The organism is Bisbaumannia pacifica, assembly GCF_007989625.1.
Taxonomy (GTDB): Bacteria; Pseudomonadota; Gammaproteobacteria; order Pseudomonadales; family Halomonadaceae; genus Bisbaumannia; species Bisbaumannia pacifica.
Map to the genome: position 1 here is coordinate 1 of NZ_BJUK01000007.1, position 23,882 is coordinate 23,882.

A 23,882-nucleotide genomic window follows, 5' to 3' on the forward strand; every position below is an offset into this window, starting at 1 on the left:
TTCGCTAGGCCCTGATAGGCCAGGCCCAGAAACGAAGAAGCCCGGCGCTAGCTGGGGAGCTCGCCGGGCTTCGGGTAATGCAGACAGGAGTAAGCGTAATGCAGGACACGCGAGTGATCAACCGCCCAGATAGCAGCAGCCCGGCGCAGAACGATACTGCTGCCCGGCTGATCGCCGCCCACAAGCACGCCGTGGAGGCGCCTTTTCAATGAGTGTTGAAGCCATGGGCTGGGCAATGAACCAGCAGATCGTCACCGACTCTGGCGCGCGGTTCGTCCTGGTGGGCTTGGCCAACCACGCCGACAAGTATGGCCGGCACGCCTTTCCTTCGAACGAGACGCTGGCCGAGTACACCGGGCTTACCGGGCGCACGGTGACCCGCAAGATTAATGACCTGCTCGAGCTGGGGGTCATCCGCGAGGGCAACCAGGCGATTGCCGCGGCACATATCGAGCGCGCCGACCGGCGCCCGGTGGTGTACGACATCATCATGTCTGACCTGCCCGAAAAGCGGGGTGACAGAGCGTCATCCCGTAGGAAACGGGGTGACACTGGTGCAGCAACGGGGTGTCATCCTGACGCCAACGGGGTGACATCTGTGCAGGAACGGGGTGACACAGTGTCACCCGAACCGTCCTTGAACCGTCCTTATGAACCATCCAATGAACCGGTTGCGCCGGGGGCTGCGCCCGCCGGCTGCGATCTGATCGGCGAAGTCGTTGAGGAATCCCCCAAGCGCGACGAGCCCCGCGTCGCCATCCCGGCCGATATGCCAGGGCCCAAGGACCAGGGCGCCAAGACGTTCAAGCCCTGGGCGAACTATGCGATCACCTACCGCCAGCGGTACGGGGTCTACCCGATCTGGAACGCTCGCACCGCTGGCCAACTGGGCCAGCTGGTGGACCGGGTAGGCCCCGACATCGCCCCGGGCATCGCCGCGTACTACCTCCGCATGAACAACCAGTTCTACGTGACCAAGGGCCACCCCGTGGGCCTGTTGCTGGCGGACTGCGAAACCATCGCGATGCAGATGCAGACCGGCCAGCAGATGACCGCCACCCGTGCCCGCCAGATGGACGGCACGCAAGCCAACGCGAGTGCCGCCGACGAGGCCAAGCGCCTGCTGGCTGCATCCGGCTGGGAGGACTGAGCCATGCCACTGACACGAGACGATGCCGAGCAGCTCCTCGAGCAGCTCTACGCCACGGCCGAGGTGCTGGGCTCCGAGATCAAGCCCGCCGCCGCCACGCTGATGATCCGTGACCTGCGTAACTACGAGCGTGCCGAGGTGGAGCAGGCCCTGGCCCGCTGCCGCGCTGAGATCAACGGCCGGCTAACCCTGGCGGCGATCCTGGAGCGGGTGCCATCCGCCAACGCCTACCTGTCAGCTAACGAGGCCTGGGCCCTGGCGCTGGCCAGCATGGACGAGGCCGAAACCGTGGTCTGGACCGAGGAGATCGCTAAGGCGCTGGGTGTGGCATCACCGATCCTGACCGAGGGCGACAAGGTGGGCGCCCGCATGGCGTTCATCGCTGCCTACGAGCGCGAGGTGGAACAGGCCAAGGCTAAGGGAAGCCAGCCGTCATGGAAGCCATCGCTTGGCCATGATCCGCAACGCCGGGAGATGGCGCTCCAGGAAGCGGCCGAGGCCGGGAAGCTGCCGGCGCCCCGGGTCGAGGCCCTGTTGCCGCCGCCGGAGAAGCCGGTGACCGAGGAGGGGCGCGCGCAGGTTCGGGAGATCACCAACCACCTGCGTGACCTGATCGCCGGTCGAGACCAAGAGGCCGCACGCCGGCGAGAGGAGCAGCGCCAGAAGCAGGAAGCCCGCCGCCAGGAGTTGGTTGCTCAGGCCGAGCAGCGGATGCGCGAGCGGAACAACGCTACCCAGAGGAGGGCATGAGCATGGGCACCGTCACCGAACTGCGCCGCCGGGATCGGCGCCTGGACAACCCCGCGAGCCAGCTGGGCCGGGTCTACCTGGTGCTGCGCGACGCCGACTACTGGCTGCAGCTGCATGAGATCGGCGAGGCCATCCTGGCCCGGTTCGAGCAGATGGACAGCCATGCCGCTATCTCGGCGCGCATCCGCCAGTTGCGCGGCTACGGCCAGACCATCGTCAGCCGCGAGGTATCAGGCCCTGGTAGGGCCCGGCCCCACGAATATCGGTTGGTGACCGCCTGGGGCGGTGGAGGTGATGCGGCATGAAGTTTCGCCTTGGCCCCTGGGAGGTGGTTATCCGCCGTGTTCCGCCGCGGCGCCCGACCCGACTTCACGACCATAGCGGCTCCAGCCTGGGGCGGCAGAAGATCGCGACACGCGGAAGGAGCTCGCTGTGACCAAGACTCGACGCCAACCCATCTACCTGCGCACCCGCCGCCTGATCGACCCGGCCACCGGCCAGGAGGTCAGTGCCCTGGTGCCGGCCGGCGCTGCCGATGCCGAGATGATCCGCGAACGCGGGGTCACTATCGGCCAGATGCTTCGGGCCGACCTGACGAAGCCGCGCAACCCGGAGTTTCACCGCCTGGCCCATGCCCTGGGTGACCTGGTGCGCAAGAACATCGAGGGCTACGAGGGGTGTTCAGCCCACGGGGCCATCAAGCGCCTGCAGGAGCAGTCGGGGATCGGCTGCGAGATCACCCGCACCGAGATCCCGGGTGTGGGCGTGCTGGTCAGCAAGCAGCCCCGCAGCATTGCCTACGACTCCATGGACCAGGGCGAGTTCTTCGAGCTGGTTCGCAGTCTGTGCCGCTTCATTGCTGAGCGCTACTGGCCGCAGTGCACCGCCGAGGAGGTGGAGCAGATGGTCGAGCTGATGCCGCTGGAGGGAGCCGCCTGATGCTGAAGCGAAAGCGAATCGAGAGCCAGCACATCCGCCGGGCCGCCCGGGGCGAGCGCTGCACGGTGGAGATCCTCGGCACCTGCAACCGTGACCCGGCGACCGTAGTGCTGGCCCACCTGCCGGACGAGAGCCATGGCCTGGCTCGCAAGAGAGATGACCTCTCGGCGTGCTTCGCCTGTGATGCTTGTCACGCGGTGCTCGATGGGCGAGTGCCCTGGCCGGACGAGTTCGAGAAGGGGTATCGGGAGTGGTATCAGCGGCGGGCCATGGTGAGAACCTGGCGCCGGCTGGTGGAGCCGCCCACCTGCTGGTCCGCGATGCCGTGAAGCGTGCCGGTAGTGTCCCGCCGATCACCGGCCGGGTGGACCTGTCATTCACGCCGCGCTTGGGCAAGGGCGTGCGCCGCCGGGACACCAGCAACTACTCGCTCAACGTGAAGCACCTTGAGGACGGCCTAGTTGCCGCCGGCATCCTGCCGGATGACCGCGGTGAGTATGTGCGCCGAGTGATCCTCGAGCCGCCGGAGATCGACCGGAAGGCGGAGACGGGCACCTGGGTGGAGATCATTGAGATCGAGGGGGAGTGATGGGGATTCATCGGAGTGCTATCGAGGAGCTGGGGTGCGATAACCCTGTGGTGCGCCGTGCGCTGGACGGCTACCGCTACGGGTACATGGACTACGAGACAGCGATGGAGTCAGCAGTGCTTGCCCTGGTGGCGAGCAATCGAGAGCTGACGAACCAGTGCGTGAATCTGCTCAAGACGCAGCCATTGCACGTCGTCATGCCAGGGGCGCCATGCTGTACGGAGTGAAGCCGGAGGGCATGACGGCAGCAGACTGGACGGTTGAGTGCCAATGCCGCCACGTCGCCCGGGAGATGCGTAGGGGACGCAACAGCACCGAGCGCGGGGCCATCTTCGACCGCTGGCAGAAGCAACTGCCGGCGGTGACCCGGGCCAGGGTAGGGGAGATATGGCGGGAAGGGGTGCCGATGCCAGGCAACGGCAGAGGCAACGGATAGGCAACGAGCCAACGAATTCAACGCAACACGGGCAACAGACGGCAACGGAAGGGGCGACAGGATGCGATTCGGATCAGCACGACAGATGATCTTCGATGCCTATCAGGCGCAGCGGGGCAGTGTGATGGAGTCGGCAGCGGAGGTAGCCAGACTTGGTGTTAGGGTGCAGACATCTCAGAAGCAAAACAACGACTGGCGGATCGTCCACGGCCTGGAGGCGGGCCAGGTGATTGCCAGGGTGGAGTCACTACCTCAGCACCTGCAGGCTCTGGCACGATATTGCTTCGGCCCCTTCACTCGAGACGAGCTCGCAGCGGATGCTGAGGTGGTGCAGATTGCACTGTACCAGCAGCTCCTAGCCGATGGCGTGAAGTTGCCAGGGCAGAGGAGAGGGAGGCCAACGGCTGAGCAGCTTGATGTGCTGCGACTATTTTGCGGGGCTGTGCTGCACCATCATGCTGAGGTGACTTGGCCATACTCTCGGCCGGGATTGCCTACACCAAGGATGGTAAAGCGCTGGGTGATGGATCAATTTGGCTTAGATCTGGATGTCAGGTTCTGGAAAAGAAAGGATAGAGCATCTTGGGGATCTGTATGGAAAAATTCGCTAAATATTTTGGATTCATGGGAGGCTGAGGTGCTAGTGTCTGTGTCTGATATGGTTTCATGTGTAGCTTGATTTTAGTCTAGTCTTGGGAGGAAGATGTGGAGTGGAAGGAGGAGTTCTTGCAGTCTGTGGTTAGAAAGGAGGGGGTTGACCCCTTTCTTCTTGAGAAAATGTCAAACCATTACATGCCAAAAAAGTTCTATAGATACAGGTCGTTTAATGAGAATAATAAAGACGCTTTGTTGCTTGGCTATGAATGGATGTCATACCCAGATGAATACAACGACCCATTTGATGCGAGGCTTTTTTACAGTCATCAAGACTTTTCTGACTATGTTTTTAATGGTGTTTTTGTTTCCAGGGCTAATCCTAGGATCTTGAAATTAATAAGAAAGCTTATAGGGGTTAAAGATATTGATCTCGGCGCGGGTCGTATCGATAGGCAGCTGGAGGTGGCATCTAAGAGGAAGCATGGAAAGGTAGTGTCTGCAGCAAAGGATATGATTAGAGATGTTGGATCAATGGCCAGGGATTTTTCTGGGAACCTGGTAAGAGAGTTGGATGAAAGAGTTAGGCGAAGCTCTTTAATTTGCTCTTTTTCAACTTCTTTGAGCAATGAGCTTATGTGGGCTCACTATTCTGACTCACACAAAGGGTACTGCCTTGAATATGGTTGTCCAGAAATCATTCCAGAAAATGGCGGGCTGTTTCTCCCCGTGGTTTATAGAGAAGAGCCTTTGGATGTAACAAAGGCCATGAAGGATTCTTTTCCAGATGGTAAGGGGGCTGGGAATGCTGTGATAGCTAGTGCCATAGTGAAATCTTCGAAATGGGAGTATGAAGATGAGTGGCGATACTGTGTCCTGTGCCAAGAGGAAAATCGTCATCTCAGGGCTTTCGAGCCCCAAAGGCTTTTGCTAGGTTGTAAGGCTCAAAAAAATGTTAGAAATGAATTGGCTGAAATATGTAGAGATAAAGGTTTGCCAATGTACCAGATGCAGCGATCTTCTACATCCTTTTCCATCGTTGAGGGTGAGCGCATAGTCTAGCTTGCGTTATGCATCTTTTTTCCTTACTCTATCCCCATATTCGAACACTGCGCCCTGGCCTCGAGCCGGGGCGCTTTCGTATCAGGCCCTGCCGGTTCCCGGTGGGGCGCCGTGGCCCTAGGTCAGGATGGCGAACCTGGAACTCCATGTCTAAGCTGAGGTTTGTGCCAGAAGGCGCATACAATCAACGACATGGAGTCAACTCATGACAGACCGTAGGGTTACAGCAACTGGCAAAGACGACGATGGCGACATCACTAAGCTTTGTGGAGGTTTAGGCTCCTGGGGCAGCGTTTCCAAGAGTCAGGCTATCAACGAGATCGAGCGCGGGGATTACACCTACTATGTACAAGAGGAGCCCGGCCCCCGGGCGACGGTTCGAGTCGTAGGCACGTATCCGAACAAGTATCTCCGCACAGATGCTGACTCCTCGAGCAATAACAACCTCGATAACTTGCCACACTGCTAGGTACAACGCCTGCATACACAGAGGCTCGCCATCGGCGGGCCTTTTTCGTTTCCTCTCACGCCGTGAGGCGCCGGAGACCTATCATGACGCACCCCCTGCAACGTCGCCTGATCGATGAGCTGATCGACCGGGAGGGCGGCTATGTCGATCATCCCGCCGACCGGGGCGGGCCGACGCGCTACGGCGTGACCGAGGCCGTGGCACGCGAGTATGGCTATCGCGGTGACATGCGTGAGCTGCCCATCGAGCTGGCCCGTGAGATCTCCGCCGACCGCTACTGGCATAGCCTGCGCCTGGACGACATCGTGCCGCTTCACGAGCCGCTGGCCGAATACCTGTTCGACTATGGCTATCACTCCGGCCCGGGGCGCCCGGGGCGCGACTTGCAGCGGCTGCTCAACGTGCTCAACCGCCAAGAGCGCGACTACCCGGACGTGGTGGTCGATGGCGCGGTGGGGCCGAAGACGCTGGCGGCGCTGGGCGGGTATCGCGATACTCGGCGCGCCCCCGGCCTGGTGGTGCTGGCCGAGTCGCTCAATGGGCTGCGCAAGGCCTTCCTGGTCGAACTGGCCGAGAAGCGGGAGAGCCAGGAGGCGTTCACCTACGGGTGGCTGCGCCGCGTCCTCGAGCTGCGAGACGGAGGCGCCTGATGCCATGGAAGGATGTGAGCTGGTGGCAGGCGCTGCTGGATGCCGCCTCGATCTGGTGGGAGGACGCCCTACTGGCGGTCTCGGTGGGGTTCGCGGTCATGATCGGGCTGCTCGCTAAGATCGCCCACGAGGTCCAGTCGGGGCAACGGCGGCGCTTCATCACGCGCCGGCTGTGGCTGGATATTCCCGCCCTGGTGGCCATGGTCTCCGTGGCCGCGGGCATCAACGTCTATTTCGAGCTGGATGGCTGGCCATCCTCCGCCGTTGGCGTGGTGTGCGGCTGGCTGGGACCGCGCAGCATCGACGTGCTGCTGATGGCCGTGGCCGAGCGTGTCAGGGGAGGCAAGTGATGGATTGGTCCGATGTGGCGGAAACGGTGGCCCGTGTGGCGCCTGCTGCTGGCGGCGCTCTTGGTGGCCCAGCTGGTGCTGCTGTTGGCGGTCTCATCGCTCGTGTGTTGGGCGTGGACGAGACGCCGGAGGCGGTTGCTCAAGCGGCAGCAGACCCGCAGGCGGCCGAGCGTCTCAAGCGGCTCGACCAGGAGCATGAACGGGAGATCCTCTCGCTGACCCTGCAGGCCGAAACCACCCGGCTCACCGAGATCAACAAGACCATGCGCGCCGAGGTGGGCAGCGATTCCGCCTGGCGTGCCGGCTGGCGACCGTTCAACGGCTGGATGCTGGCCCTGTCACTGGCTGTCGTGAACTTCGGCCTGGTGGCTGTGGTGCTGCGAGACCCGGCGCAGCTGGCCCAGGTGGTGGACGTGCTGATCTGGTCCGTCGTCGCCCAGGGGGCTGTGCAGGGGGTGAACATCAAGCAGCGCTCCAACGACAAGGCTCGGCAGTTGGGCCAGCAGCCTGGTGGCCTCATGGACCTCGTGAGGAGCGCCCGCAAGTAACCGAATCCCCTATAGGATAGGGCCACGCCGTGAGGCATCAATCTACTCGGGCCCACTGTTGACTTGCTCCTCTGGAGAGCCCCCATGAATGACTGCCCCGATTCGACTGAGGCGCTTGAGTTGTCTGGTGTACGCCGCAGCTTCGAAGGACAGCCAAGCTGGTATCACCGCTAGGATGATGATCGCTACTGCAATGGCTGGATCAAAGAGCTCCATGCCTAGAGATGCAAAGCCTAGGAAAACCATCAGTGCGGCCAGGAAATAGATGCTTAGCGCAGACCACGACCAGATCTTCACTCGCTTCTCGGTAGGGAACGAGTGGGGTCTAGTTGCCACCTGGAACTTCCCATTCCGGTAGATGACCTTGTGAGTGGCCCGCCTCAGGTCTTGGAAGACCTGGACCGCACTATCCGAGCGGAACGCTATGGCCACCAAACGATGGTTGACATGTGTTTTGCAGTAGTCAGTAGCGGAGAACTCAAGCTGTGCCCTGATGGCATCATCGTCAGGCTGCTCCCGGTACTGACGATAGACCTCGCATAGGCGGTCGAAAACCTCCGTATTTGATTTGCGCTTCTGTTCACGCCACTCGGGCAGGATCTGGAAGAACAGCCGGGGCCCGGGCACCAGAATGGCGAAAGCTAGCGAGGCGGCGATAGAGAGCTGAGGGAGTTTCTCAGCCAGTAGTGGCAGCATGATCAATCCCTGATGTGGCCTTGGAAACGGCTGAGGGTAACCAAGATTTCAGTTTTCGGCACGCCGTGAGGCGTCCCCGCCGGCTCGTCGTGAGACGCCCGGCACCCTACAAACGTCTCGGTCCACGAGCGCTAAAGGAATGGGTGGCGTTGCCGATGACGCCTACTCAATTCACTTTGCTTATCAGGAACCGATTCATGAAGAGAAGTACCAGAGCACTCGTGTTTGGGGCCGCTGCCTTGTTGTCCACCAGTGCTGTCGCCTTCGGTGAGAGAGGGCAGTGGTCCAGCGGCTGGGGGCAGGGCACGTCGGAGTATGCCGCAGTCAACCAGCGGGGAGACCGGCTGTACATTGCCTGCAATCCCTATCAGCCGGTGAGGATGACCCTGACCGTTGGCGGCCGTGACTACGGCAGCTACGGTGATGGCGAGTTCTCGCTGGTGCTCGATGGCAATGAGGTCCAGACCCCTTACGAGACGAACTCCCGCGTGGGCGAGAACAACTTCTTCTATGCCTGGGAGCATCTGCGCAAGTCGCACAGCATCGTGGCCGTCACATCTGATGGCCAGCAGGTTGAGCTGCCAAGCCAGGGGTCGTTTAACACCCTGCCCGAGGCTTTCACCCCTGAGTATCCTTGCAGAACTGCTCTGCAGATCTGAATGACTAGCGCCCTGCGGGGCGCTTTTTCATTTCAGCTCGTGCGGTTCTCTCATCACGGAGGCGCCGACCGTGAGGTCCGCGCAAGATCAACTATGGCTCGATACGACTGGGAGGCGATCAAGGCCGATTTCCGCACCGGCCGCTATTCGCTGCAGCAGCTCTCCGACCGGCATGGCCCCAACAAGAGCACGATCAGCAAGAAGGCGGACAAGGAGGCCTGGGAGAAGGACCTCTCCGATGCGGTACGGCAGCGCACCCGGGAGAAGGTGTCCCGGGCCCAGCTCGACCCGGCCGCCCGCGAGGTGCTCGACAAAAGCGATGAGGAGCTGGTCGAGGAGGCGGCGAGTCTGAACGCAGCCATCGTCCAGGGGCATCGCAAGCACCTGGAGCGCTGGCGCAACCTGGCCGGCAAGTATGCCGAGCTGCTGGAGGCCCAGCTGGATCGTGGTGCCCTGGCGGTGCAGCTCAAGAGCGGCGACGTGGCCGAGGTGGACCTGCCGCTGGACTACGTTGGTAAGAGCATGGCGTCCGGTACCCAGGCCCTGGAGCGCGTGGTGAAGCTGGAGCGCCAGGCCTACGGCATGGACGAGGAGCAGACCGACCCAGGCATGACCTTCGAGGAGCTCATGGCGTCGGTGGCGCCGGACGACGATGGCGAGGAGTGATCGCGTTCGAGAGGTCAAGCGCGCCGAGGCCTACCTGCGCGCGCACGCCAAGGGGCGGCTTATCGAGAAGGCGGATCTGATCGAGGCGCTTGGGCTCAAGTGGTTCCGACTCAACTCCCTCTACAAGATCAAGGACAAGAATGGCCGGGTGCGGCGCTTCCGGCCCAACCGGGCGCAGCGGCAGCGCTACCTGGATGGCCATGTGCGCGACATCATCCTCAAGGCCAGGCAGCTGGGCTTCACCACCTTCGAGATGATCGACGCCCTGGATGACTGCCTGTTCCGTGACAACTTCGCCGCCGGCTGCATCTGCCACAAGCTCGACGACGCGACCGACATTTTCCGCAACAAGATCAGCTTCGCGTACCAGAACATCGAGAGCGCCTGGCGCTCCATCTTCAAGATGCTGGGCATCCGCATTCCCAAGCCGGTCAGCGACAAAAGCGGCTCCGGGGCCTACGTCTTCGACAACGGGTCCAGCATCAAGGTATCGACCTCATACCGGGGCGGCACGCTGCAGCGGTTGCACGTCTCCGAGTTCGGCAAGATCTGCCGGCAGTACCCGCACAAGGCGCAGGAGATCGTGACGGGCGCCTTCGAGGCCGTGGGGCTGGGCAATCAGATCACGCTGGAGAGCACCGCCGAGGGGCGAGAGGGCTACTTCTTCGACTACTGCGAGGCCGCCCGCCACCTGCAGGAGCTGGGCCGCGACCCCACCGAGATGGACTTCCAGTTCCATTTCTTCCCGTGGTGGCAGGAGCCGGCCTACACCCTCGATCCGGCCGGCGTGGTGGTGCCGCCCCGGCTGCTGGAGTACTTCGAGGAGCTGGAGCACAAGCACGGCATTCCGACCAGCGCCGGGCAACAGGCGTGGTACGCCAAGAAGGCCGAGGTGCTGCAGGACGACATGCAGCGCGAGTACCCCTCGATCCCCGAGGAGGCCTTCGCCCAGAGCGTCGAGGGTGCCTACTACGCCAGCCAGATGCGCTTCCTGCGCAAGCACAAGCGCATCACCGCCGAGGTGCAGGTCAACCCCAGCCTGCCGGTCTACACCGGTTGGGACCTGGGCATGAATGACACCATGGCCATCTGGTTTGCGCAGATCGTCGGGCGCGAGGTGCACCTGGTGGACTACCTCGAGGGCGAGGGTGAGGGCATCGAGTACTACGCCGACATGCTCAACAAGAAGGGCTACCGCTACGGCGGCCACTTCGGCCCCCATGACCTGGCCGTGCGCGAGCTGGGCACCGGCAAGAGCCGCGCCGACGTGGCCCGAGGCTTCGGCATCAAGTTCGAGATCGTGCCGCGCATCTCCAACCACGCCGAGGGCGTGCAGGCGGTGCGCAACTTCCTGCCGTCCTGCTGGATCGCCGAGGAGGAGTGCCACGACGGCATCCTGTGCATCGACAACTTTCGCAAGGAGTGGGACGACAAGCGCGGCGTCTACAAGGACACCCCGCGCCATGACTGGGCCTCCCATGGCGCCAAGGCGCTGGAGACCCTGGCCCGGGCCTCGCTGTTCGAGGTTCACCAGCGCGGCAGCATGCCGGCCAGCACCGGCGGTCGTCGCCGCGGTGGCTGGGCCGCCCACACCTGACACCACCGCCGAGAGGCAGAGGACTCCATGTCGAAGATCATCACCGAGCCCAACGGCGACCTGCAGCGTCGCATGCAGCGCACCGCGAACAAGCTGGCAGGACTGAGTCGCGAGGAGGTGCTGTCCATCATGCGCGACAGCGCCAAGGCCATCGCCGAGGAGCTGGTGAAGCAGGGCATTCCCATCGAGACGCAGCGCTTCCGCCCCGACGTGGGGCCGATCCAGATCGACATGATCGTGATCGAGGAGAAGGTCACCAAGCCCGAGCCCGGCATGCGCCTGCAGTTCGAGGTCGAGGGCGGCATGGGTGTAACCCTGACCATCAAGCTGCTCGAGTTCCTCAAGGACCCGGCCCAGTACGTGCGTGACCTGTTCAGCCAGCTGGGACCGATGCGCCGCAACGTGCTGCGCATGCGGACCAACAAGCGGGAGCGTAACAGCCGCCTCTACGACGCGCTGACGAAGGGAGCCGCCAATGGCTAGTCTCGGCCTGCTGCAATACCGCTCCGCCGCCGACCTTCAGGCCGACGAGCAGGCCGAGGCCCAGCGCATCCGCGACGAGCAGGAGCGCCGCCGCCAGCTGGTGGAGTCTTCCCTGGGCGCGCATATCCGGCGCAGCTGGGAATCGGCCAAGATGGCCAAGCAGGAGGTGGAGTATCGCCTGCTCGACTGTCTGCGCCGGCGGAAGGGGGAGTACGACCCGGACAAGCTGACCGCGATTCGCAAGGAGGGCGGGGCCGAGATCTACATGATGCTCACCGCCACCAAGTGCCGCGCCGCGGCCGCGTGGATCCGCGACATCATGATGCCGGCCAACGAGAAGCCGTGGGGGCTGGACCCGACGCCGGTGGCCGAGGTGCCCGACGCCTACCTGCGCCCGCTGGCCGCCCAGATTCAGGCCCAGGCCCAGCAGATGCAGCAGCAAGGCCAGCCGGTGGACATGGCCGCCCTGGTCGAGCAGGCCCGTGAGCAGATTCGCCAGGCAGTGCAGGAGAAGGCCGACGACGCCGCCAAGCGCCACGAGGACGTGATCGAGGATCAGCTGGCCGAGGGTGGCTGGGACGAGGCCTTCGAGGCGTTCATCGACGACTTCGTCACCTACCCGGCGGCATTTCTCAGGGCTCCGATCCTGCGCCGGGTGCCGACCCTGGCCTGGCTGGAGGGCTGGCAGCCCATCAAGACAGAGACCATCCGCCCCGAGTTCGAGCGGGTGAGCCCGTTCGACCTCTACCCGAGCCCAGACGCCACCAGCGTGGACGACGGCGCCTACCTCATCGAGCGCGCCCGCTTCACGCGCGGCCAGCTCAACCAGCTGATGGGCATCGGCCAGGGCAGCGGTTACAACGACGAGGCCATCCGCCGAGTGCTGGAGCAGTACGGCCAGGGCGGCCTGCGCGACTGGCTGTGGACCGACGGCGAGCGCGCCGAGCTCGAGGGGCGTGGCCACGAGTGGTTGACCCCAGGCGACACCATCGACGGCCTGATCTACTCCGGCGGCGCCCAGGGCGTGACCCTGCTGCAGTGGGGCGTCAGTCCCGATGAGATCGAGGACCCGCTGGCCGAGTACGAGATCGAGGCCATCCTGATCGGCCAGCACGTCATCCGGGTGCGTATCAACCGCGACCCGCTAGAGCGACGCCCCTACCACAAGGCGAGCTTCCAGCCGGTGCCGGGCAGCTTCTGGGGCCAGGCCATCCCTGAGCTGATGGCCGACATCCAGGACGTGTGCAACGCCACGGCCCGCTCGCTGGTGAACAACCTGGCCATCTCCTCCGGCCCCCAGGTGGAGGTCTACGAGGATCGCCTGCAGCCGTCCGAGGACCCCACCGACATCTACCCGTGGAAGATCTGGCGCACCAAGGACAGTGCCGTCACCGGCAACAATCGCGCCCTGAACTTCTTCCAGCCGCAGAGCAACGCCGCCGAGCTGCTGTCGGTCTACGACCAGTTCGAGCGCCGCGCCGACGACGCCACCAACATTCCGCGCTACATCTACGGCAACGAGCGCATCGGCGGGGCCGGCAACACCGCCAGCGGCCTGTCGATGCTCATGGAGTCGGCCAACAAGGGGATCAAGGACGCCATCCGCCACATCGATCGCGGCGTGCTGCGCCGGGTGATCGGCGCCCTGTGGCTGCACAACATGCAGTTCAGCGATGACCAGAGCATCAAGGGTGATGTCAACGTGGTGGCGCGCGGCTCAAGCGCGATGCTGATCCGCGAGCAGACCCACCAGCTGCGCGAGCAGTTCCTGCAGCTGACCGCCAACGACTACGACATGGGCATCATCGGCCACGACGGGCGCCGCAAGCTGCTCGACAGCATCGCCGAGAAGCTCGACATGCCGGGCCTCATCCCCTCCGAGGAGCAGATGCAGCAGAACCTGGCCAGCCAGCAGGAGGCGCAGCAGGCCCAGGCGAAGATCGAGCAGGCCAAGGCCCAGGCCGAGATCGCCGAGAAGCAGGCCCGGGCCCAGAAGTACGGCGCGGACGCCGGCCAGGTGCAGGCCGACGTGGTGCAGACCCAGACCGAGACCGAGGCCGCCCGGCAGATGGCGCCCCTGGAGGCCCAGAAGCTGCTGGCCGAGATCGCCAAGTTGATCGCCGAGACGCGAAGGAGCACCGATGGAGGAGCAGGACTGGAAGGCGCTGGCCCGGCTGGCCGAATCCCCGGAGGGGCGGCGCCTGGTGGCGCTGCTCAGGGCCGAGCGGGAGGAGTGCCGCGACAGCCTGGAGAAGTGCCGCGACAGCGCTGAGGTGGCCCGCCTGCAAGGGCAGACGGCCACGCTCGCCGGGCTGATCGAGAAGTTCGACCAGGCCCGCGAGGTGGTCCACAAACGCTTCATCCAGTAAGCCGCCGGGCCCGGCCCGGCCTCACCACAAAGCCGCTCGGGTTGCCCTGGGCGACTTTGTCGTGGGTGCGCTCTGGACTGCAGCCAGAATCCGTTACCCGAATCGTGAACCCCGGCTCATGCCGGCTCACAGGTCGCGCCGTGAGGCGCCACAGGAGTGGAAATGTCCCTACCCAAGTCCGTACAGGCCCAAGCCGAGGCCGCCCGCCAGCACTTCGAAGCCAAGCCCGAGAATCCCGAGGAGCAGCCCCCCGCTGACCCGGCTCCCGAGGGCGGCGAGCGAAACCCGCAGGAGGAGCCCCCGGCGCCTGACGAGCCCAAGCCCGAGGAGAAGACGCAACCCGCCGACGATCCCGCCAAGCACGAGCCCAAGGCCGAGGACCCGGATGCACTGTATTGGAAGCACCGTTTCCAGGTCATCCAGGGCAAGTACAACCGTGAGATCCCGGCGCTGCGCCAGGAGAACGACGAGCTCAAGCAACAGGCGGCCGACAAGGATCGGCGCATCGCCGAGCTGGAGCAACAGGCCCCCACCGCCGACGGCAGCGGGCTGAGCGACGAGCAGATCGCCCAGTTCCGCACCACCTTCGGCGAGGACCTGGTGGATTTCGTGGAGCGCATGGTCACCCAGCGTGCGCCGGCACCCCAGGCCGATACCGGCAACACCCGAGAGCTGCAGGAGCGCCTCGAGCGTCTCGAATCCGAGAAGCAAGAGGACGCCCAGGCACGCTTCTGGGTGAACCTGGAGCAGGCCGTGCCGACGTTCCGGGAGGTCAATGCCGACCCGAAGTTCCATCAGTTCCTGGCCCAGTTCGACCCTCAGACCGGCAAGCAGCGTCAGCAGACGCTGAGCGAGGCTCAGCAGGCCCTGGACGCGAAAGGGGTGGCCGACATCTTCCGCGCCTACCTCAACCAGGCGGCCCCGGCGCCGCGCCCGACGGTCCCCGAGGAGCAGGTCGAGCCGCGCACCACCCGGGCCACCGAGGCCCCCCAGGGCAAGAAGCTCTGGACCCGCGCGGATATCAACCAGTTCTACCGGGACAAGACGGCCGGGCGCTACGGCGCCGAGGAGGCCGAACGCCTGGAAGCCGACATCTTCGCCGCCCAACGTGAAGGCCGGGTCCGCTGACCCGGCCGGCGGTTCCCGATTCCTCGCCGTGAGGCGACAGCAAGAGGTAACACACCATGGCAGGTCCGACTCGTGACGGGAGCCATCCCGACTACTCCAGCTCCTCCACCGCGGGGTTCATCCCCGAGGTGTGGAGCGGCAAGATGGTCGAGAAGCTCTACCAGCGCACCGTCTTCGCCGAGATCTCGAACACCGACTACGAGGGCGAGATCAAGAACCAGGGCGATACGGTGCAGATCCGTACCACTCCCTCCATCACCATCAACGACTACGTCATCGGCGGCGGCCTCAGCTACGAGAAGCCGACCAGCGACAAGGTCGAGCTGCACATCGATCAGGCGAAGTACTTCGCTTTCGAGGTGAACGACATCGACGCCTACCAGGCGGACATCAAGCTGATGGACGACTGGTCCGACGATGCCGGCCAGCAGATGAAGATCGCCATCGACAAGGTGATCCTGGGCGACGTGTTCGCCGACGCAGCGGCCGAGAACGCCGGCGCAGCGGCGGGCGTCGAGTCCGGCAGCTACAACCTCGGCGAGGCCGGGGCCCCGGTGGCTGTCACCAAGGACAACATCCTCGACACCCTGGTGGATTGCGGCTCCGTCCTGGACGAGCAGAACGTCCCCGACGAGAACCGCTGGGTCATTTTGCCCGCGTGGATGAACGGCATGCTGAAGAAGTCCGACCTGCGCGACGCCAGCGCGATGGGGGATTCCACCAGCGTGTTCCGCAACGGCAAGGTCGGCATGCTCGACCGCTTCACCGTCTACGTGTCCAACAACATGTCGAAGGTGACCGACGCGACCACCACTCGCCAGGCCACCAACGTCATGTTCGGCCACAAGAAGGCGCTCACCTTCGCGTCCCAGATGACCAACATGGAGTCCCTGCCCAACCCGCAGGACTTCGGCAAGCTGGTGCGCGGCCTGAACGTCTTCGGCTACGAGGTCATCGACCCCGACGCGATGGGCCACCTCTACGCCGAGCGCGGCTGAGCGTAACGCCACCCTCCGGGGTGGCGTTCTTCTTCTGATGCAATGAGGACAACGCCATGTCACTGATCAAGCAGATCGAAGACGCCGAGACCAAGGATCAGCTGGAGGAGATCGGCAAACAGCCTCCGCTGGGCGTGGACGTCGATAAGCGCAAGGGGGTCGAGACCATCCGCGCCGAGCTTCTGGAGCTGGCCGAGGAGCAGGCCGCCCAGGAAGGCACCGGCCAGGAGGAGCCTAGCGCCGCGGACGAGGAGCAGCAGGGCGGCGACCAGGGCGAGGAGCGTCCGGCCCAGCAGGCCGCCCAGGAGGCGCCGCGCAAGGACGCCTATCGCGGGCGGCTGCTCAAGCACCGCAAGTCGGGCCGGCTGTTCCCCTGGACCGCGCAGCTCGCCAAGAAGCGCGACATGCAGGAGGTATAAGCCATGGCGCAGACCGTCGGCGACATCATCAGCAGGGCCAAGCGGATCCTGCAGGAGCGCGGCCAGGGCGTCCGCTGGACCGACAGCGAGCTGATCGGCTGGCTCAACGAAGCCTATGTCGCCGTCGCCGTCCAGCGACCGGATGCCCACGCCAGGGTCGGCATGATCGACCTCCAGGCGGGTGCCCGGCAGACGCTGCCGGCCGACGGGCTGCGCCTCATGGAGGTTCTGTCCGGCGAGTCTGGGCGCGCCATCCGCGAGACCTCGCGGCGCACGCTGGCCACCATGCGCCCCAACTGGCAGGCCGAGGAGGCCGACAGCGAGTTCGAGTTCTACCTGCACGATGACCTCCATCCCGCCGTCTTCTGGGTCTACCCGCCCGCCTTGGCCGGCGCCCGGGTGGAGGCGAGCTATGTCGCCACGCCTGCGCAGCACAACACGGCTTCGCTGTCAGCGGTCGAGGCCAGCGCCATCAGCGTCAGCGATCGCTACGCCACGGCGCTTCTCGACTTCGTGCTCTACCGCGCCTTCGCCAAGGATGCCGAGGCGCAGGCCAACCAGGCGCGTTCTCAAGGCCACTACCAGGCCTTCGCGGCCGCCATGGGCGGCAAGGTCCAGGGCGACACGCTGATCGGAGGCACCGATGACGCTTGATGAGCTGATGGCGGACGTGGCGCTGGAGGTGCCGGACGCCCCGCGCGCCTCGATCCGCGACATGATCCGCTGGGCGGCCCGGGAGCTCTGCACCGAGGCCGACGCCTGGGTGACCGAGGAGGGGCCGGTGATCTACGGTGCCGATTCCGATTATCCGGCCATCGTGGCGCCCGCCGGCGAGCCGCTGCGCATCGTTTCGCTCACTCTGGGCGGCCGAGAGGTCGGCCAGGGCGATCAGTTCGAGCAGCGCTCGCCTACCGACATCCACTTCTACCGCCAGCCCGGCGAGTCCGTGGTCAATGGCCGCCTGGCGTGCCGACCCCGCCCCGGTGAGATGCCGCCTGACGCGGTGACCTCCCGCTGGGCTAGCGCCATCGGCGACGGCGCTCGCTGGCGACTGCTGCTGCTGCCGCAGCCGTGGCGCAACCCGGAGCTTGCCTCCTACTACCAGCAACGCTTCCTGGCAGGCATTGCCGATGCCAGGCAGCACTCCCGACTCGGCCATGCCCGAGGAGGCGCTCGCGTGATGATGCGGCGCTTCATCTGACCACCCACTCCCCAACTTGCCGAGAGGTAACACCCATGGGAGCCATGTCGAACTACCTGGAGCAGCGGATGATCAATGCCACGCTGCGCGGCGACAACTTCACCGCGCCGGCCGTGGCCGATCTTCACCTCGCCCTGTTCACCGCCGACCCCACCGATGAAAACACCACAGCCAACGAGGTTACGGAGGCCTGGTACGGCCGCAAGCCGACCGGCAACTGGTCGAGCCCGAGCGTTGATGTGGAGGGGCGCACACGGACCGACAACGCCACCAGCATCACTTTCGATGCCGTCCAGGACGGCGACCCTGCCCACACGATCACCATCACCCACATCGGCATCTATGACGCCGACGTGGCCGGCAACCTGCTCTACCACGAGGCGCTGACCACGCCCAAGACCCTGGAAGTGGGCGACGTGATCTCCTTCGCGGCCGGCGCCCTGATCCTGCGCCTCGATTAAGGAGTAACCGATGCTCAACGGCTCCCGTTTCAACGGCGCGGCGTACAGTGCCGGGTCGGGCGGCGTTCGCGTGCTGCTGGCCTCCGCGGTGCTGGCGGTCTCCGCCACGGGGGCCGCGGAGCCGTTGCGCACCCAGCATGGCGGGACGAATGCGCCTGTCCAGGCGTCGTTCTATGGGCCGCGGGCGGTTGCCGACAGGGCGGCCGCTGCCATCGGCTACCCGACCGCGACATTCGATGTCTATCGGCCCTGGGATCTGGCCGCTGCCGAGCTGATGGCCAGCGCCAACCTGGCGCCGGACCACCTGGTGTTGCGCGCCGGTCTTTCCGAGCCGCTGTCGTCTGCATCCCTGTCGGCCGAGGCCATTCGCTACGCCTTCTTCTCGAGCCTGCAGGCGGAGGCAGCTTTCGATCCCGTCCAGGCCTGGGGCATTCGCCCCGGGGTGGCCGGGATTGCGGTGACGGCCGAGGGCGAAGTCCGGGCCACGCGAGAGCATCCTGGCGATACCTCGCTGTCCGTGTCGGCGGTGGCCGAGTTCAACGGTGACGTCTATGCCGGCGGAATCACCACCTTCGAGCCCGGCGCATCGCTGTTCGCGGAGGCGCACCTCAACGGTATTCAGCCCGGCTACGCCGCCCTGGCACCTGATATCTCCCTGGGGGTGAGCGGCGACAGGCTGGCCGGCGGCCGCGTCGATGGTGGCGTGGATTCCTGGTTCGAGGCCTCGGCCCTTCCCGGGCGGGGCACCCTGGTGGATGAAGGGCTGGTCACCGCCGAGCTGACCGCCGTGTGGTGGGCCTTCAACTACGAAACCGCCACGATCACCGCATCTGCCGCGCTGACCGCCAGCCCGACGCGGATCGCGGCAGGCGCCGGACTGATGGACGTGTCGGCGACGGCTCGCTCTCAGTGGTCGCTGATCATCGAGCCGCGCAAGAGCATGGTGGGGGCGAGCGCATCGCTGTCTGCCACGGCGTGGCGCATCCGTCCGACGTCCGCCGACGCGACCGTTGTCGGCGGGGCCTCCGCCTACGGCAACCGGATCACCCACAGCGGCGCCGTCATGGAGGGCGTGGGCTCGGTGATCCGCAATCGCCTGAGCGTCAACCTCACCAATCCCGCCCCGCCGAATCGCCAGATGACCGTGCCCCAGGAGGATCGCGTCATGGTGGTTCCGGCGGATAACCGAACCATGGTGGTGACCTGATGGCCATTCTTGGCACGCACACGATGCAGCCCGCCGACGAGTGGGACTACGACATCGACTACAACCGCTGGCTGCCGGCCTCGGACGGTCTGTCCGAGAATGTGGCGCCCAATGTCTCGGTATCGCCTGAAGGCCTGGCTGTCGAGTCGGTCACGCGCGACTACGACAACCGCCGCGTCAAGGTGTGGCTGTCGGGCGGCGAAGACGGCACCCGCTACAAGGTCGAGGTGACCACGCGAAGCCGAGAGGGGCGCGTCCGCCAGGACGAGTTCTTCGTCATCGTAAGGAACTTCTGACATGGCAGAGATCTACGCCAACAACGCCCGCGGCAAGCTGGCATCGCCAGTCACCTCGGGCGACACCAGCCTGCCGCTCCAGGCGGGGCACTCCCTGATCGATCCCGGGGACGACTGGTACCGGGCCACGCTGTATCGCTGGGAGTTCACCAGCGAGGGCATCCGCGAGTTCGATCACGAGATCGTCAAGGTGACCGCCCTGTCGGCGGACACCCTGACTGTGGAGCGCGGACTGGAGGGCACCACGCCTCAGGCATTCGACCCCGACACACCGGTCGAGCTCCGGATGACCTCCGGCAGCCTACGCGACGTGGTAATCCCCTGGAGGCAGGTGAGCGGCATGCCAAACCTCACCCGCGCTGTCACCCAGACCCTGGTGGCGCCGCCGGAGATACGTGACATCGACACCTGGGAGATCGACGCCAGCGCCCTGAGCCGCCACAGCGGCGGGAGCGTGGCCTTGTTCGAGGTGGTCTGGTGGGACGACACTACCGAGACGATTGCGGCCAATGGCGGCGCGGCGACGCTGTCCCGGGCCGTGGACCAGCCCATCGGCGGAACCGTATCGGCCACGGTGCGCGCCCTGGACGACATCGGCAACGCCAGCGACAGCGAGACGGTGACGGCGAATGTGATTGCTAACAGCGCCCCGGCAGGGCCCATCATGATCGGTGCCCCCACCCAGACGGCCAAAAGCGGCACCTTCCAGGCCTCCTTCAGCGGCGCTACCGACCCCGACGGTGACCCGCTTACCTACACCGTCACCGACCCCGGCGTCTTCACTTTCGCCAAGGCCTCCGACATCGCCGAGGGCGAGATCGTCGAGGTCACGACGCCAGAGGTCGAGGCCGACACGGACGTGACCTTCAGCGTGGTGGCCGAGGATAGCCAGGGCGCCCAGTCGGCCGTGTACAGCAAAACCGTCACGGTGCTCGCCTCGCAGGTGGTTGGCGTTGAGATGATCGCCACCGGCGGCCCGGGCGGCACCTGGGGGCACATCGACGAGGCCGGCGCCGCCATCGCCTCGCCCACGACCAGCTGGTTCAACGGCCACCCGGTGTTCGGCGGCATCGGCGATATCACGGTGGACGGCCAGGACATGGTCGAGATCCCCAAGTTCTACTGGAGACGCGGCACCTCGGCCGGCGGCAACCCGGCCTGGTGGATCAACGACCGGCCTATGGCGGGGTTTACCGTACATCCGGCCTTCGTGCTCGATGGCGTTGAAGTGGACAGCTTCCAAGTGGGCAAATACCAGGCCTCGCTCTCCGGTGGCAAGTTGCAGTCGATCCCCGGGGTGTTACCGGAGACAGACACTGCGATCGCCCAGCTCATGAGTGCTGCCGAGGCGCGCAATGTCGGTGGTGTCGAGGGCTTCCGCATGTGGCACTACGATATGTGGCTGGCGATCCAGTGGCTGTACCTTGTCGAGATGGCCAGCATGGACTGCAAGACCGCCACCGGCGAGGGACGGATCGCCGCATCGGGAGCGGCCAACGTCGATGCCGCCGACGTGGCCGAGGCTACCTATCGCGGGATGGTGGGGCTGTGGGGCAACGTCGCTATGAGCCTGGATGGAGTGCGGACGTTATCCAGCGTGCTGGAGCGCCGCACCTACAACGGCGGCTGGAACAGTGCCGGCGAGGCCGTCCCGAACGGTGGCTCGTTTCAGTATCCGATCACCTTCCGCGCCGGCGACGAGCAGTTCATCGCCGACACTTTCACGGCAACAAGCGACAACACCGCGACGCTGCCGGATAGCCGGCGCTGGAGGGGTAGCGGGGAGTATTACCCGCTCGTGGGCGGAACCTCCCCTGACTCGGGTCTCTGGTCTGTGAATTGCTCATACGCCACTGCGGGTTCCTACAACGCCAGTACGCGCATCGCCCGTATCGTTTAAAGGAGGTCACGAATGCAGGTTATCACCACCTCGACCGGCCGCGCCCTGGAGCACGACGGCGAGCAGGTGCCACTGCCGGCTCTGCCGGTGGACGCCACCGTCCACGCCTACACCACACCCGCCGGCCTGTGGGTCGGTATTCAGGAGCCTGGCCAGCTCCGCCCAGTCTACCCCGGGGCGGGCGGCCAGCGCCTCGGCGCCCTCGAGCTGGAGGCTGACCCCGCCGCCGTTGCCGCTCAGTGCAAAGCGCGCCTCGTCGCCGAGCTCGAGCCACAGCGTAAGGCGGCTGAGGCCGAGGGCGTGATGATCAATGGCGTGCGCTACGCCGGTGATCCCAGTAACCGCCAGGCCCTGGGTGAGGCGCTGGAGTATGCCGCCTCCGCAGGCGTCACGACCTTCTCCGGCTGGAAGGATTCGGACGACCAGTTCCACGCGGAACATCCCGTCGCCGACGTGCAGGCCGCCTACGAGGCCATCGGGCATCGCCGTAGCGCCCTGATCGCGCTCGAGGGCCAATATGCCGCCCAGGTCATAGATGGCACCCTGGTCAGCGTTGCGGGGCTGAGCTGGGAGGTGTCGCAGTGAAGCTCCAGCACGGCGCCTTCCGTGGCGAACTGCCGATCCTCGATGCTCGCCTGCTGCCGGAGAACAACGCCCAGGTGGCGCGCAACCTGTATCTCCGTCGCGGCACGCTCAAGCCGGAGCGGGCGCCCGCGGCCGTCGCCTCGCTGCCGGGCGTCACCAGCCCGGCCAATCTCTACCACTATGACGTGGGCAATGATGGTGACGGTTTCTGGTTCAGCTGGAGTAGTGCCTACGATGTCGACGTCGCTCGCTCGCCCATCGCCGGTGACGAGCATGCCCGGGTCTACTGGACCGGCCAGGGCGCCCCTAAGATGAGCTCGCTGAGCATGGCGACCAGCGGCAGCGGGCCCTATCCCTCGGCCTGGTACCAACTGGGGGTGCCCGCGCCTCCCAGCGCGCCCACCGTGGCCGAGCCGGGCGACCGCGTGGCGCCGGACCCGATCACCAACGGGAACGGCGACGTGGTGGAGGAGATCGCGTATCCGCCGCGCACCGCGCTGGAGACCGCCTATGTGGTGACCTGCGTGACCGCCTTCGGTGAGGAGGGGCCGCCCAGCGATCCCTCGGGCTTCATCCTGCGCTGGAACAGCGGGGCGGAGATCCCGGCGGGCGGCTCGGTGGAGGTGGGCCTGCCGCCAATTCCCAGCGGCAACCTCGACATCGTGGCCAAGCGTCTGTACCGCGTGGAGAGCGGCGGCCAGTACCAGCTGGTGGCCGAGCTGCCGGCGTCGGCGATCAGCTACACTGACAGCGTCAATTCGGACGCTCTGGGGCGCACCCTACAGAGCCTCGACTGGGACATGCCCAGCCCTGCGCTGCGCGGCCTGGTGCAGATGCCTAACGGCATCCTTGCTGGTTTCTTCGAAAATACCGTGGCCTTCTGCGAGGCCTATCGTCCGCACGCCTGGCCGGTGGGTTACCAGCTGGCGTTCGACGACCCGGTGGTTGGGGTCGCGGTGGTGAGCGGCGGGCTGGTGGTGGTGACCACCGGGCAGCCCTGGCTGGTAACCGGCTCGAGCCCGGCCGCCATGGCGGCCATGAAGCTCGACGTCAACCAGCCGTGTGCCGCCAAGCGCTCCCTGGTGGACATGGGCGGCTACGCGCTCTACGCCTCGCCGGACGGCCTGGTGGCCGCCGGCGGTGACGGCGCTCGGGTGGTGACCCGGGAGGTGTTCTCCCGGGAGCAGTGGCAGGCCATCAATCCGGCGTCGATCCATGCCTACCGCTACGACGGCCGCTACCTGGCGTTCAGCGATGGCGGCTGTTTCGCCTTCACGCCTGGCGAGGGAGTGGAGTTCTTCGACATCGATGCAAGCGCCGGTCATTACGACGTCACCCGGGACACCCTCTACCTGGTGCAGGGCAACGGCGTGTCGGCCTGGGGCGAGGGAGCGGCCATGACCTATCGCTGGCGGTCGCGGCTGCACGAGGTCCCGCCCGGGGCCGCCGGCTTCAGCTGCGCCAAGGTGATCGCTCGCGACTACCCGGTCACGCTGCGTCTGATCGCCGATGGCGAGAAGGTACTCGAGCACGAGGTGCTGGATGCTGGCATGTTCCGCCTTCCTGCTGGGTTTGCGCTGTCTCGCGACTGGGAGATCGAGATCGAAGGCAGCCAAGAGGTGCACTCCGTGCAGGTCGCCACCTCCCCGGGCGAACTGGTATAACCCCTGCAACGCCAAG

Annotated in this window: 29 protein-coding genes; 28 read left to right on the forward strand and 1 reads right to left on the reverse strand. The window is 65.3% G+C overall.

Going from position 1 to position 23,882, the window contains the following annotated elements:
• Positions 1 to 208 precede the first annotated feature (208 nt).
• From HPA02_RS04090 to HPA02_RS04145, 12 genes are all read left to right on the forward strand, one after another.
• Positions 209 to 1,150 carry a helix-turn-helix domain-containing protein gene (locus tag HPA02_RS04090; protein WP_146801811.1) on the forward strand — a complete coding sequence of 314 codons (942 nt, stop codon included), beginning with the start codon at positions 209 to 211 and terminating at the stop codon, positions 1,148 to 1,150.
• Between the two features lie 3 nt (positions 1,151 to 1,153).
• Positions 1,154 to 1,900: a hypothetical protein gene (locus HPA02_RS04095; protein ID WP_146801812.1), complete on the forward strand. Its 747-nt coding sequence runs from the start codon at positions 1,154 to 1,156 to the stop codon at positions 1,898 to 1,900.
• 2 nt (positions 1,901 to 1,902) lie between these two features.
• Positions 1,903 to 2,205: a hypothetical protein gene (locus HPA02_RS04100; protein WP_146801813.1), complete on the forward strand. Its 303-nt coding sequence runs from the start codon at positions 1,903 to 1,905 to the stop codon at positions 2,203 to 2,205.
• Positions 2,206 to 2,332: 127 nt separating this feature from the next.
• Entirely contained in the window at positions 2,333 to 2,839 is a 507-nt protein-coding gene (locus tag HPA02_RS04105) for a hypothetical protein (protein WP_146801814.1), read from the forward strand.
• A complete protein-coding gene (locus HPA02_RS04110; RefSeq protein WP_146801815.1) occupies positions 2,839 to 3,168 on the forward strand; it encodes a nuclease domain-containing protein in 330 nt (109 codons plus the stop codon). The genes HPA02_RS04105 and HPA02_RS04110 overlap by 1 nt, the downstream gene beginning before the upstream one ends.
• A gap of 35 nt (positions 3,169 to 3,203) precedes the next feature.
• Positions 3,204 to 3,428 carry a RusA family crossover junction endodeoxyribonuclease gene (locus HPA02_RS04115; RefSeq protein WP_146801816.1) on the forward strand — a complete coding sequence of 75 codons (225 nt, stop codon included), beginning with the start codon at positions 3,204 to 3,206 and terminating at the stop codon, positions 3,426 to 3,428.
• Positions 3,429 to 3,949: 521 nt separating this feature from the next.
• Positions 3,950 to 4,543 carry a hypothetical protein gene (locus HPA02_RS04120; RefSeq protein ID WP_244945852.1) on the forward strand — a complete coding sequence of 198 codons (594 nt, stop codon included), beginning with the start codon at positions 3,950 to 3,952 and terminating at the stop codon, positions 4,541 to 4,543.
• 56 nt (positions 4,544 to 4,599) lie between these two features.
• Positions 4,600 to 5,520, forward strand: a complete 921-nt coding sequence (locus HPA02_RS04125) for a DUF2971 domain-containing protein (RefSeq protein ID WP_244945860.1) — start codon at positions 4,600 to 4,602, stop codon at positions 5,518 to 5,520.
• 205 nt (positions 5,521 to 5,725) lie between these two features.
• Positions 5,726 to 5,989: a DUF3892 domain-containing protein gene (locus HPA02_RS04130; RefSeq protein ID WP_146801819.1), complete on the forward strand. Its 264-nt coding sequence runs from the start codon at positions 5,726 to 5,728 to the stop codon at positions 5,987 to 5,989.
• Positions 5,990 to 6,072: 83 nt separating this feature from the next.
• Entirely contained in the window at positions 6,073 to 6,639 is a 567-nt protein-coding gene (locus HPA02_RS04135; protein WP_146801820.1) for a glycoside hydrolase family 108 protein, read from the forward strand.
• Entirely contained in the window at positions 6,639 to 6,989 is a 351-nt protein-coding gene (locus HPA02_RS04140) for a P-loop NTPase family protein (protein ID WP_146801821.1), read from the forward strand. Before HPA02_RS04135 ends, HPA02_RS04140 begins: the two co-directional genes overlap by 1 nt.
• Positions 6,989 to 7,537, forward strand: coding sequence for a 3TM-type holin (locus tag HPA02_RS04145; RefSeq protein WP_146801822.1), 549 nt, complete (start codon positions 6,989 to 6,991; stop codon positions 7,535 to 7,537). The genes HPA02_RS04140 and HPA02_RS04145 overlap by 1 nt, the downstream gene beginning before the upstream one ends.
• A gap of 42 nt (positions 7,538 to 7,579) precedes the next feature.
• On the opposite strand, the gene HPA02_RS04150 is transcribed toward HPA02_RS04145, so the two are convergent.
• On the reverse strand, positions 7,580 to 8,233 hold the full coding sequence (locus tag HPA02_RS04150) for a hypothetical protein (RefSeq protein WP_146801823.1): 654 nt from the start codon (positions 8,231 to 8,233) through the stop codon (positions 7,580 to 7,582).
• 197 nt (positions 8,234 to 8,430) lie between these two features.
• Between HPA02_RS04150 and HPA02_RS04155 the strand changes: the two genes are divergently transcribed.
• From HPA02_RS04155 to HPA02_RS04230, 16 genes are all read left to right on the forward strand, one after another.
• Positions 8,431 to 8,892, forward strand: coding sequence for a YfjT/YkfB family phage-associated protein (locus HPA02_RS04155; RefSeq protein ID WP_146801824.1), 462 nt, complete (start codon positions 8,431 to 8,433; stop codon positions 8,890 to 8,892).
• A 93-nt stretch (positions 8,893 to 8,985) separates the two neighbouring features.
• Entirely contained in the window at positions 8,986 to 9,558 is a 573-nt protein-coding gene (locus HPA02_RS04160) for a hypothetical protein (RefSeq protein WP_146801825.1), read from the forward strand.
• On the forward strand, positions 9,545 to 11,155 hold the full coding sequence (locus tag HPA02_RS04165; RefSeq protein WP_244945853.1) for a terminase: 1,611 nt from the start codon (positions 9,545 to 9,547) through the stop codon (positions 11,153 to 11,155). Before HPA02_RS04160 ends, HPA02_RS04165 begins: the two co-directional genes overlap by 14 nt.
• A 27-nt stretch (positions 11,156 to 11,182) precedes the next feature.
• Positions 11,183 to 11,638, forward strand: coding sequence for a hypothetical protein (locus tag HPA02_RS04170; protein ID WP_146801826.1), 456 nt, complete (start codon positions 11,183 to 11,185; stop codon positions 11,636 to 11,638).
• Positions 11,631 to 13,910 (forward strand): cell envelope integrity TolA family protein, encoded by a 2,280-nt coding sequence (locus HPA02_RS04175; RefSeq protein WP_146801827.1) that lies wholly within the window; start codon positions 11,631 to 11,633, stop codon positions 13,908 to 13,910. Before HPA02_RS04170 ends, HPA02_RS04175 begins: the two co-directional genes overlap by 8 nt.
• Before the next feature lie 259 nt (positions 13,911 to 14,169).
• Entirely contained in the window at positions 14,170 to 15,135 is a 966-nt protein-coding gene (locus HPA02_RS18185) for a hypothetical protein (RefSeq protein WP_186809918.1), read from the forward strand.
• Between the two features lie 56 nt (positions 15,136 to 15,191).
• Entirely contained in the window at positions 15,192 to 16,133 is a 942-nt protein-coding gene (locus HPA02_RS18380) for a phage major capsid protein (protein ID WP_244945854.1), read from the forward strand.
• 56 nt (positions 16,134 to 16,189) lie between these two features.
• On the forward strand, positions 16,190 to 16,552 hold the full coding sequence (locus HPA02_RS04190) for a hypothetical protein (RefSeq protein ID WP_146801828.1): 363 nt from the start codon (positions 16,190 to 16,192) through the stop codon (positions 16,550 to 16,552).
• Positions 16,553 to 16,555: 3 nt separating this feature from the next.
• Entirely contained in the window at positions 16,556 to 17,206 is a 651-nt protein-coding gene (locus HPA02_RS04195; protein ID WP_146801829.1) for a phage adaptor protein, read from the forward strand.
• On the forward strand, positions 17,196 to 17,753 hold the full coding sequence (locus tag HPA02_RS04200) for a hypothetical protein (protein WP_146801830.1): 558 nt from the start codon (positions 17,196 to 17,198) through the stop codon (positions 17,751 to 17,753). The genes HPA02_RS04195 and HPA02_RS04200 overlap by 11 nt, the downstream gene beginning before the upstream one ends.
• A 44-nt stretch (positions 17,754 to 17,797) precedes the next feature.
• Positions 17,798 to 18,214 carry a phage tail fiber protein gene (locus HPA02_RS04205; RefSeq protein WP_146801831.1) on the forward strand — a complete coding sequence of 139 codons (417 nt, stop codon included), beginning with the start codon at positions 17,798 to 17,800 and terminating at the stop codon, positions 18,212 to 18,214.
• Between the two features lie 10 nt (positions 18,215 to 18,224).
• Positions 18,225 to 19,421, forward strand: a complete 1,197-nt coding sequence (locus HPA02_RS04210) for a hypothetical protein (RefSeq protein ID WP_146801832.1) — start codon at positions 18,225 to 18,227, stop codon at positions 19,419 to 19,421.
• Positions 19,421 to 19,717, forward strand: coding sequence for a phage fiber-tail adaptor protein (locus HPA02_RS04215; RefSeq protein ID WP_146801833.1), 297 nt, complete (start codon positions 19,421 to 19,423; stop codon positions 19,715 to 19,717). The genes HPA02_RS04210 and HPA02_RS04215 overlap by 1 nt, the downstream gene beginning before the upstream one ends.
• A gap of 1 nt (position 19,718) precedes the next feature.
• Positions 19,719 to 21,617 carry a hypothetical protein gene (locus HPA02_RS04220; protein ID WP_146801834.1) on the forward strand — a complete coding sequence of 633 codons (1,899 nt, stop codon included), beginning with the start codon at positions 19,719 to 19,721 and terminating at the stop codon, positions 21,615 to 21,617.
• A 12-nt stretch (positions 21,618 to 21,629) separates the two neighbouring features.
• Positions 21,630 to 22,202, forward strand: a complete 573-nt coding sequence (locus tag HPA02_RS04225; RefSeq protein ID WP_146801835.1) for a DUF4376 domain-containing protein — start codon at positions 21,630 to 21,632, stop codon at positions 22,200 to 22,202.
• The gene (locus tag HPA02_RS04230) at positions 22,199 to 23,866 is read left to right on the forward strand and encodes a hypothetical protein (RefSeq protein WP_146801836.1); all 1,668 of its coding nucleotides are present in this window, start codon (positions 22,199 to 22,201) and stop codon (positions 23,864 to 23,866) included. Before HPA02_RS04225 ends, HPA02_RS04230 begins: the two co-directional genes overlap by 4 nt.
• Positions 23,867 to 23,882: the final 16 nt, after the last annotated feature.

Excerpts from the sequence above, each read along its gene's own strand:
- HPA02_RS18380 (WP_244945854.1), top strand. The coding sequence starts at position 15,192 with ATGGCAGGTCCGACTCGTGACGGGAGCCATCCCGACTACTCCAGCTCC.
- HPA02_RS04215 (WP_146801833.1), top strand. The coding sequence starts at position 19,421 with ATGGCCATTCTTGGCACGCACACGATGCAGCCCGCCGACGAGTGGGAC.
- HPA02_RS04130 (WP_146801819.1), top strand. The coding sequence starts at position 5,726 with ATGACAGACCGTAGGGTTACAGCAACTGGCAAAGACGACGATGGCGAC.
- HPA02_RS04175 (WP_146801827.1), top strand. The coding sequence starts at position 11,631 with ATGGCTAGTCTCGGCCTGCTGCAATACCGCTCCGCCGCCGACCTTCAG.
- HPA02_RS04170 (WP_146801826.1), top strand. The coding sequence starts at position 11,183 with ATGTCGAAGATCATCACCGAGCCCAACGGCGACCTGCAGCGTCGCATG.
- HPA02_RS04160 (WP_146801825.1), top strand. The coding sequence starts at position 8,986 with ATGGCTCGATACGACTGGGAGGCGATCAAGGCCGATTTCCGCACCGGC.
- HPA02_RS18185 (WP_186809918.1), top strand. The coding sequence starts at position 14,170 with ATGTCCCTACCCAAGTCCGTACAGGCCCAAGCCGAGGCCGCCCGCCAG.
- HPA02_RS04200 (WP_146801830.1), top strand. The coding sequence starts at position 17,196 with ATGACGCTTGATGAGCTGATGGCGGACGTGGCGCTGGAGGTGCCGGAC.
- HPA02_RS04155 (WP_146801824.1), top strand. The coding sequence starts at position 8,431 with ATGAAGAGAAGTACCAGAGCACTCGTGTTTGGGGCCGCTGCCTTGTTG.
- HPA02_RS04165 (WP_244945853.1), top strand. The coding sequence starts at position 9,545 with ATGGCGAGGAGTGATCGCGTTCGAGAGGTCAAGCGCGCCGAGGCCTAC.
- HPA02_RS04100 (WP_146801813.1), top strand. The coding sequence starts at position 1,903 with ATGGGCACCGTCACCGAACTGCGCCGCCGGGATCGGCGCCTGGACAAC.
- HPA02_RS04220 (WP_146801834.1), top strand. The coding sequence starts at position 19,719 with ATGGCAGAGATCTACGCCAACAACGCCCGCGGCAAGCTGGCATCGCCA.
- HPA02_RS04195 (WP_146801829.1), top strand. The coding sequence starts at position 16,556 with ATGGCGCAGACCGTCGGCGACATCATCAGCAGGGCCAAGCGGATCCTG.
- HPA02_RS04150 (WP_146801823.1), bottom strand. The coding sequence starts at position 8,233 with ATGCTGCCACTACTGGCTGAGAAACTCCCTCAGCTCTCTATCGCCGCC.
- HPA02_RS04090 (WP_146801811.1), top strand. The coding sequence starts at position 209 with ATGAGTGTTGAAGCCATGGGCTGGGCAATGAACCAGCAGATCGTCACC.
- HPA02_RS04110 (WP_146801815.1), top strand. The coding sequence starts at position 2,839 with ATGCTGAAGCGAAAGCGAATCGAGAGCCAGCACATCCGCCGGGCCGCC.
- HPA02_RS04225 (WP_146801835.1), top strand. The coding sequence starts at position 21,630 with ATGCAGGTTATCACCACCTCGACCGGCCGCGCCCTGGAGCACGACGGC.
- HPA02_RS04135 (WP_146801820.1), top strand. The coding sequence starts at position 6,073 with ATGACGCACCCCCTGCAACGTCGCCTGATCGATGAGCTGATCGACCGG.
- HPA02_RS04210 (WP_146801832.1), top strand. The coding sequence starts at position 18,225 with ATGCTCAACGGCTCCCGTTTCAACGGCGCGGCGTACAGTGCCGGGTCG.
- HPA02_RS04205 (WP_146801831.1), top strand. The coding sequence starts at position 17,798 with ATGTCGAACTACCTGGAGCAGCGGATGATCAATGCCACGCTGCGCGGC.
- HPA02_RS04145 (WP_146801822.1), top strand. The coding sequence starts at position 6,989 with ATGGATTGGTCCGATGTGGCGGAAACGGTGGCCCGTGTGGCGCCTGCT.
- HPA02_RS04120 (WP_244945852.1), top strand. The coding sequence starts at position 3,950 with ATGATCTTCGATGCCTATCAGGCGCAGCGGGGCAGTGTGATGGAGTCG.
- HPA02_RS04095 (WP_146801812.1), top strand. The coding sequence starts at position 1,154 with ATGCCACTGACACGAGACGATGCCGAGCAGCTCCTCGAGCAGCTCTAC.
- HPA02_RS04190 (WP_146801828.1), top strand. The coding sequence starts at position 16,190 with ATGTCACTGATCAAGCAGATCGAAGACGCCGAGACCAAGGATCAGCTG.
- HPA02_RS04140 (WP_146801821.1), top strand. The coding sequence starts at position 6,639 with ATGCCATGGAAGGATGTGAGCTGGTGGCAGGCGCTGCTGGATGCCGCC.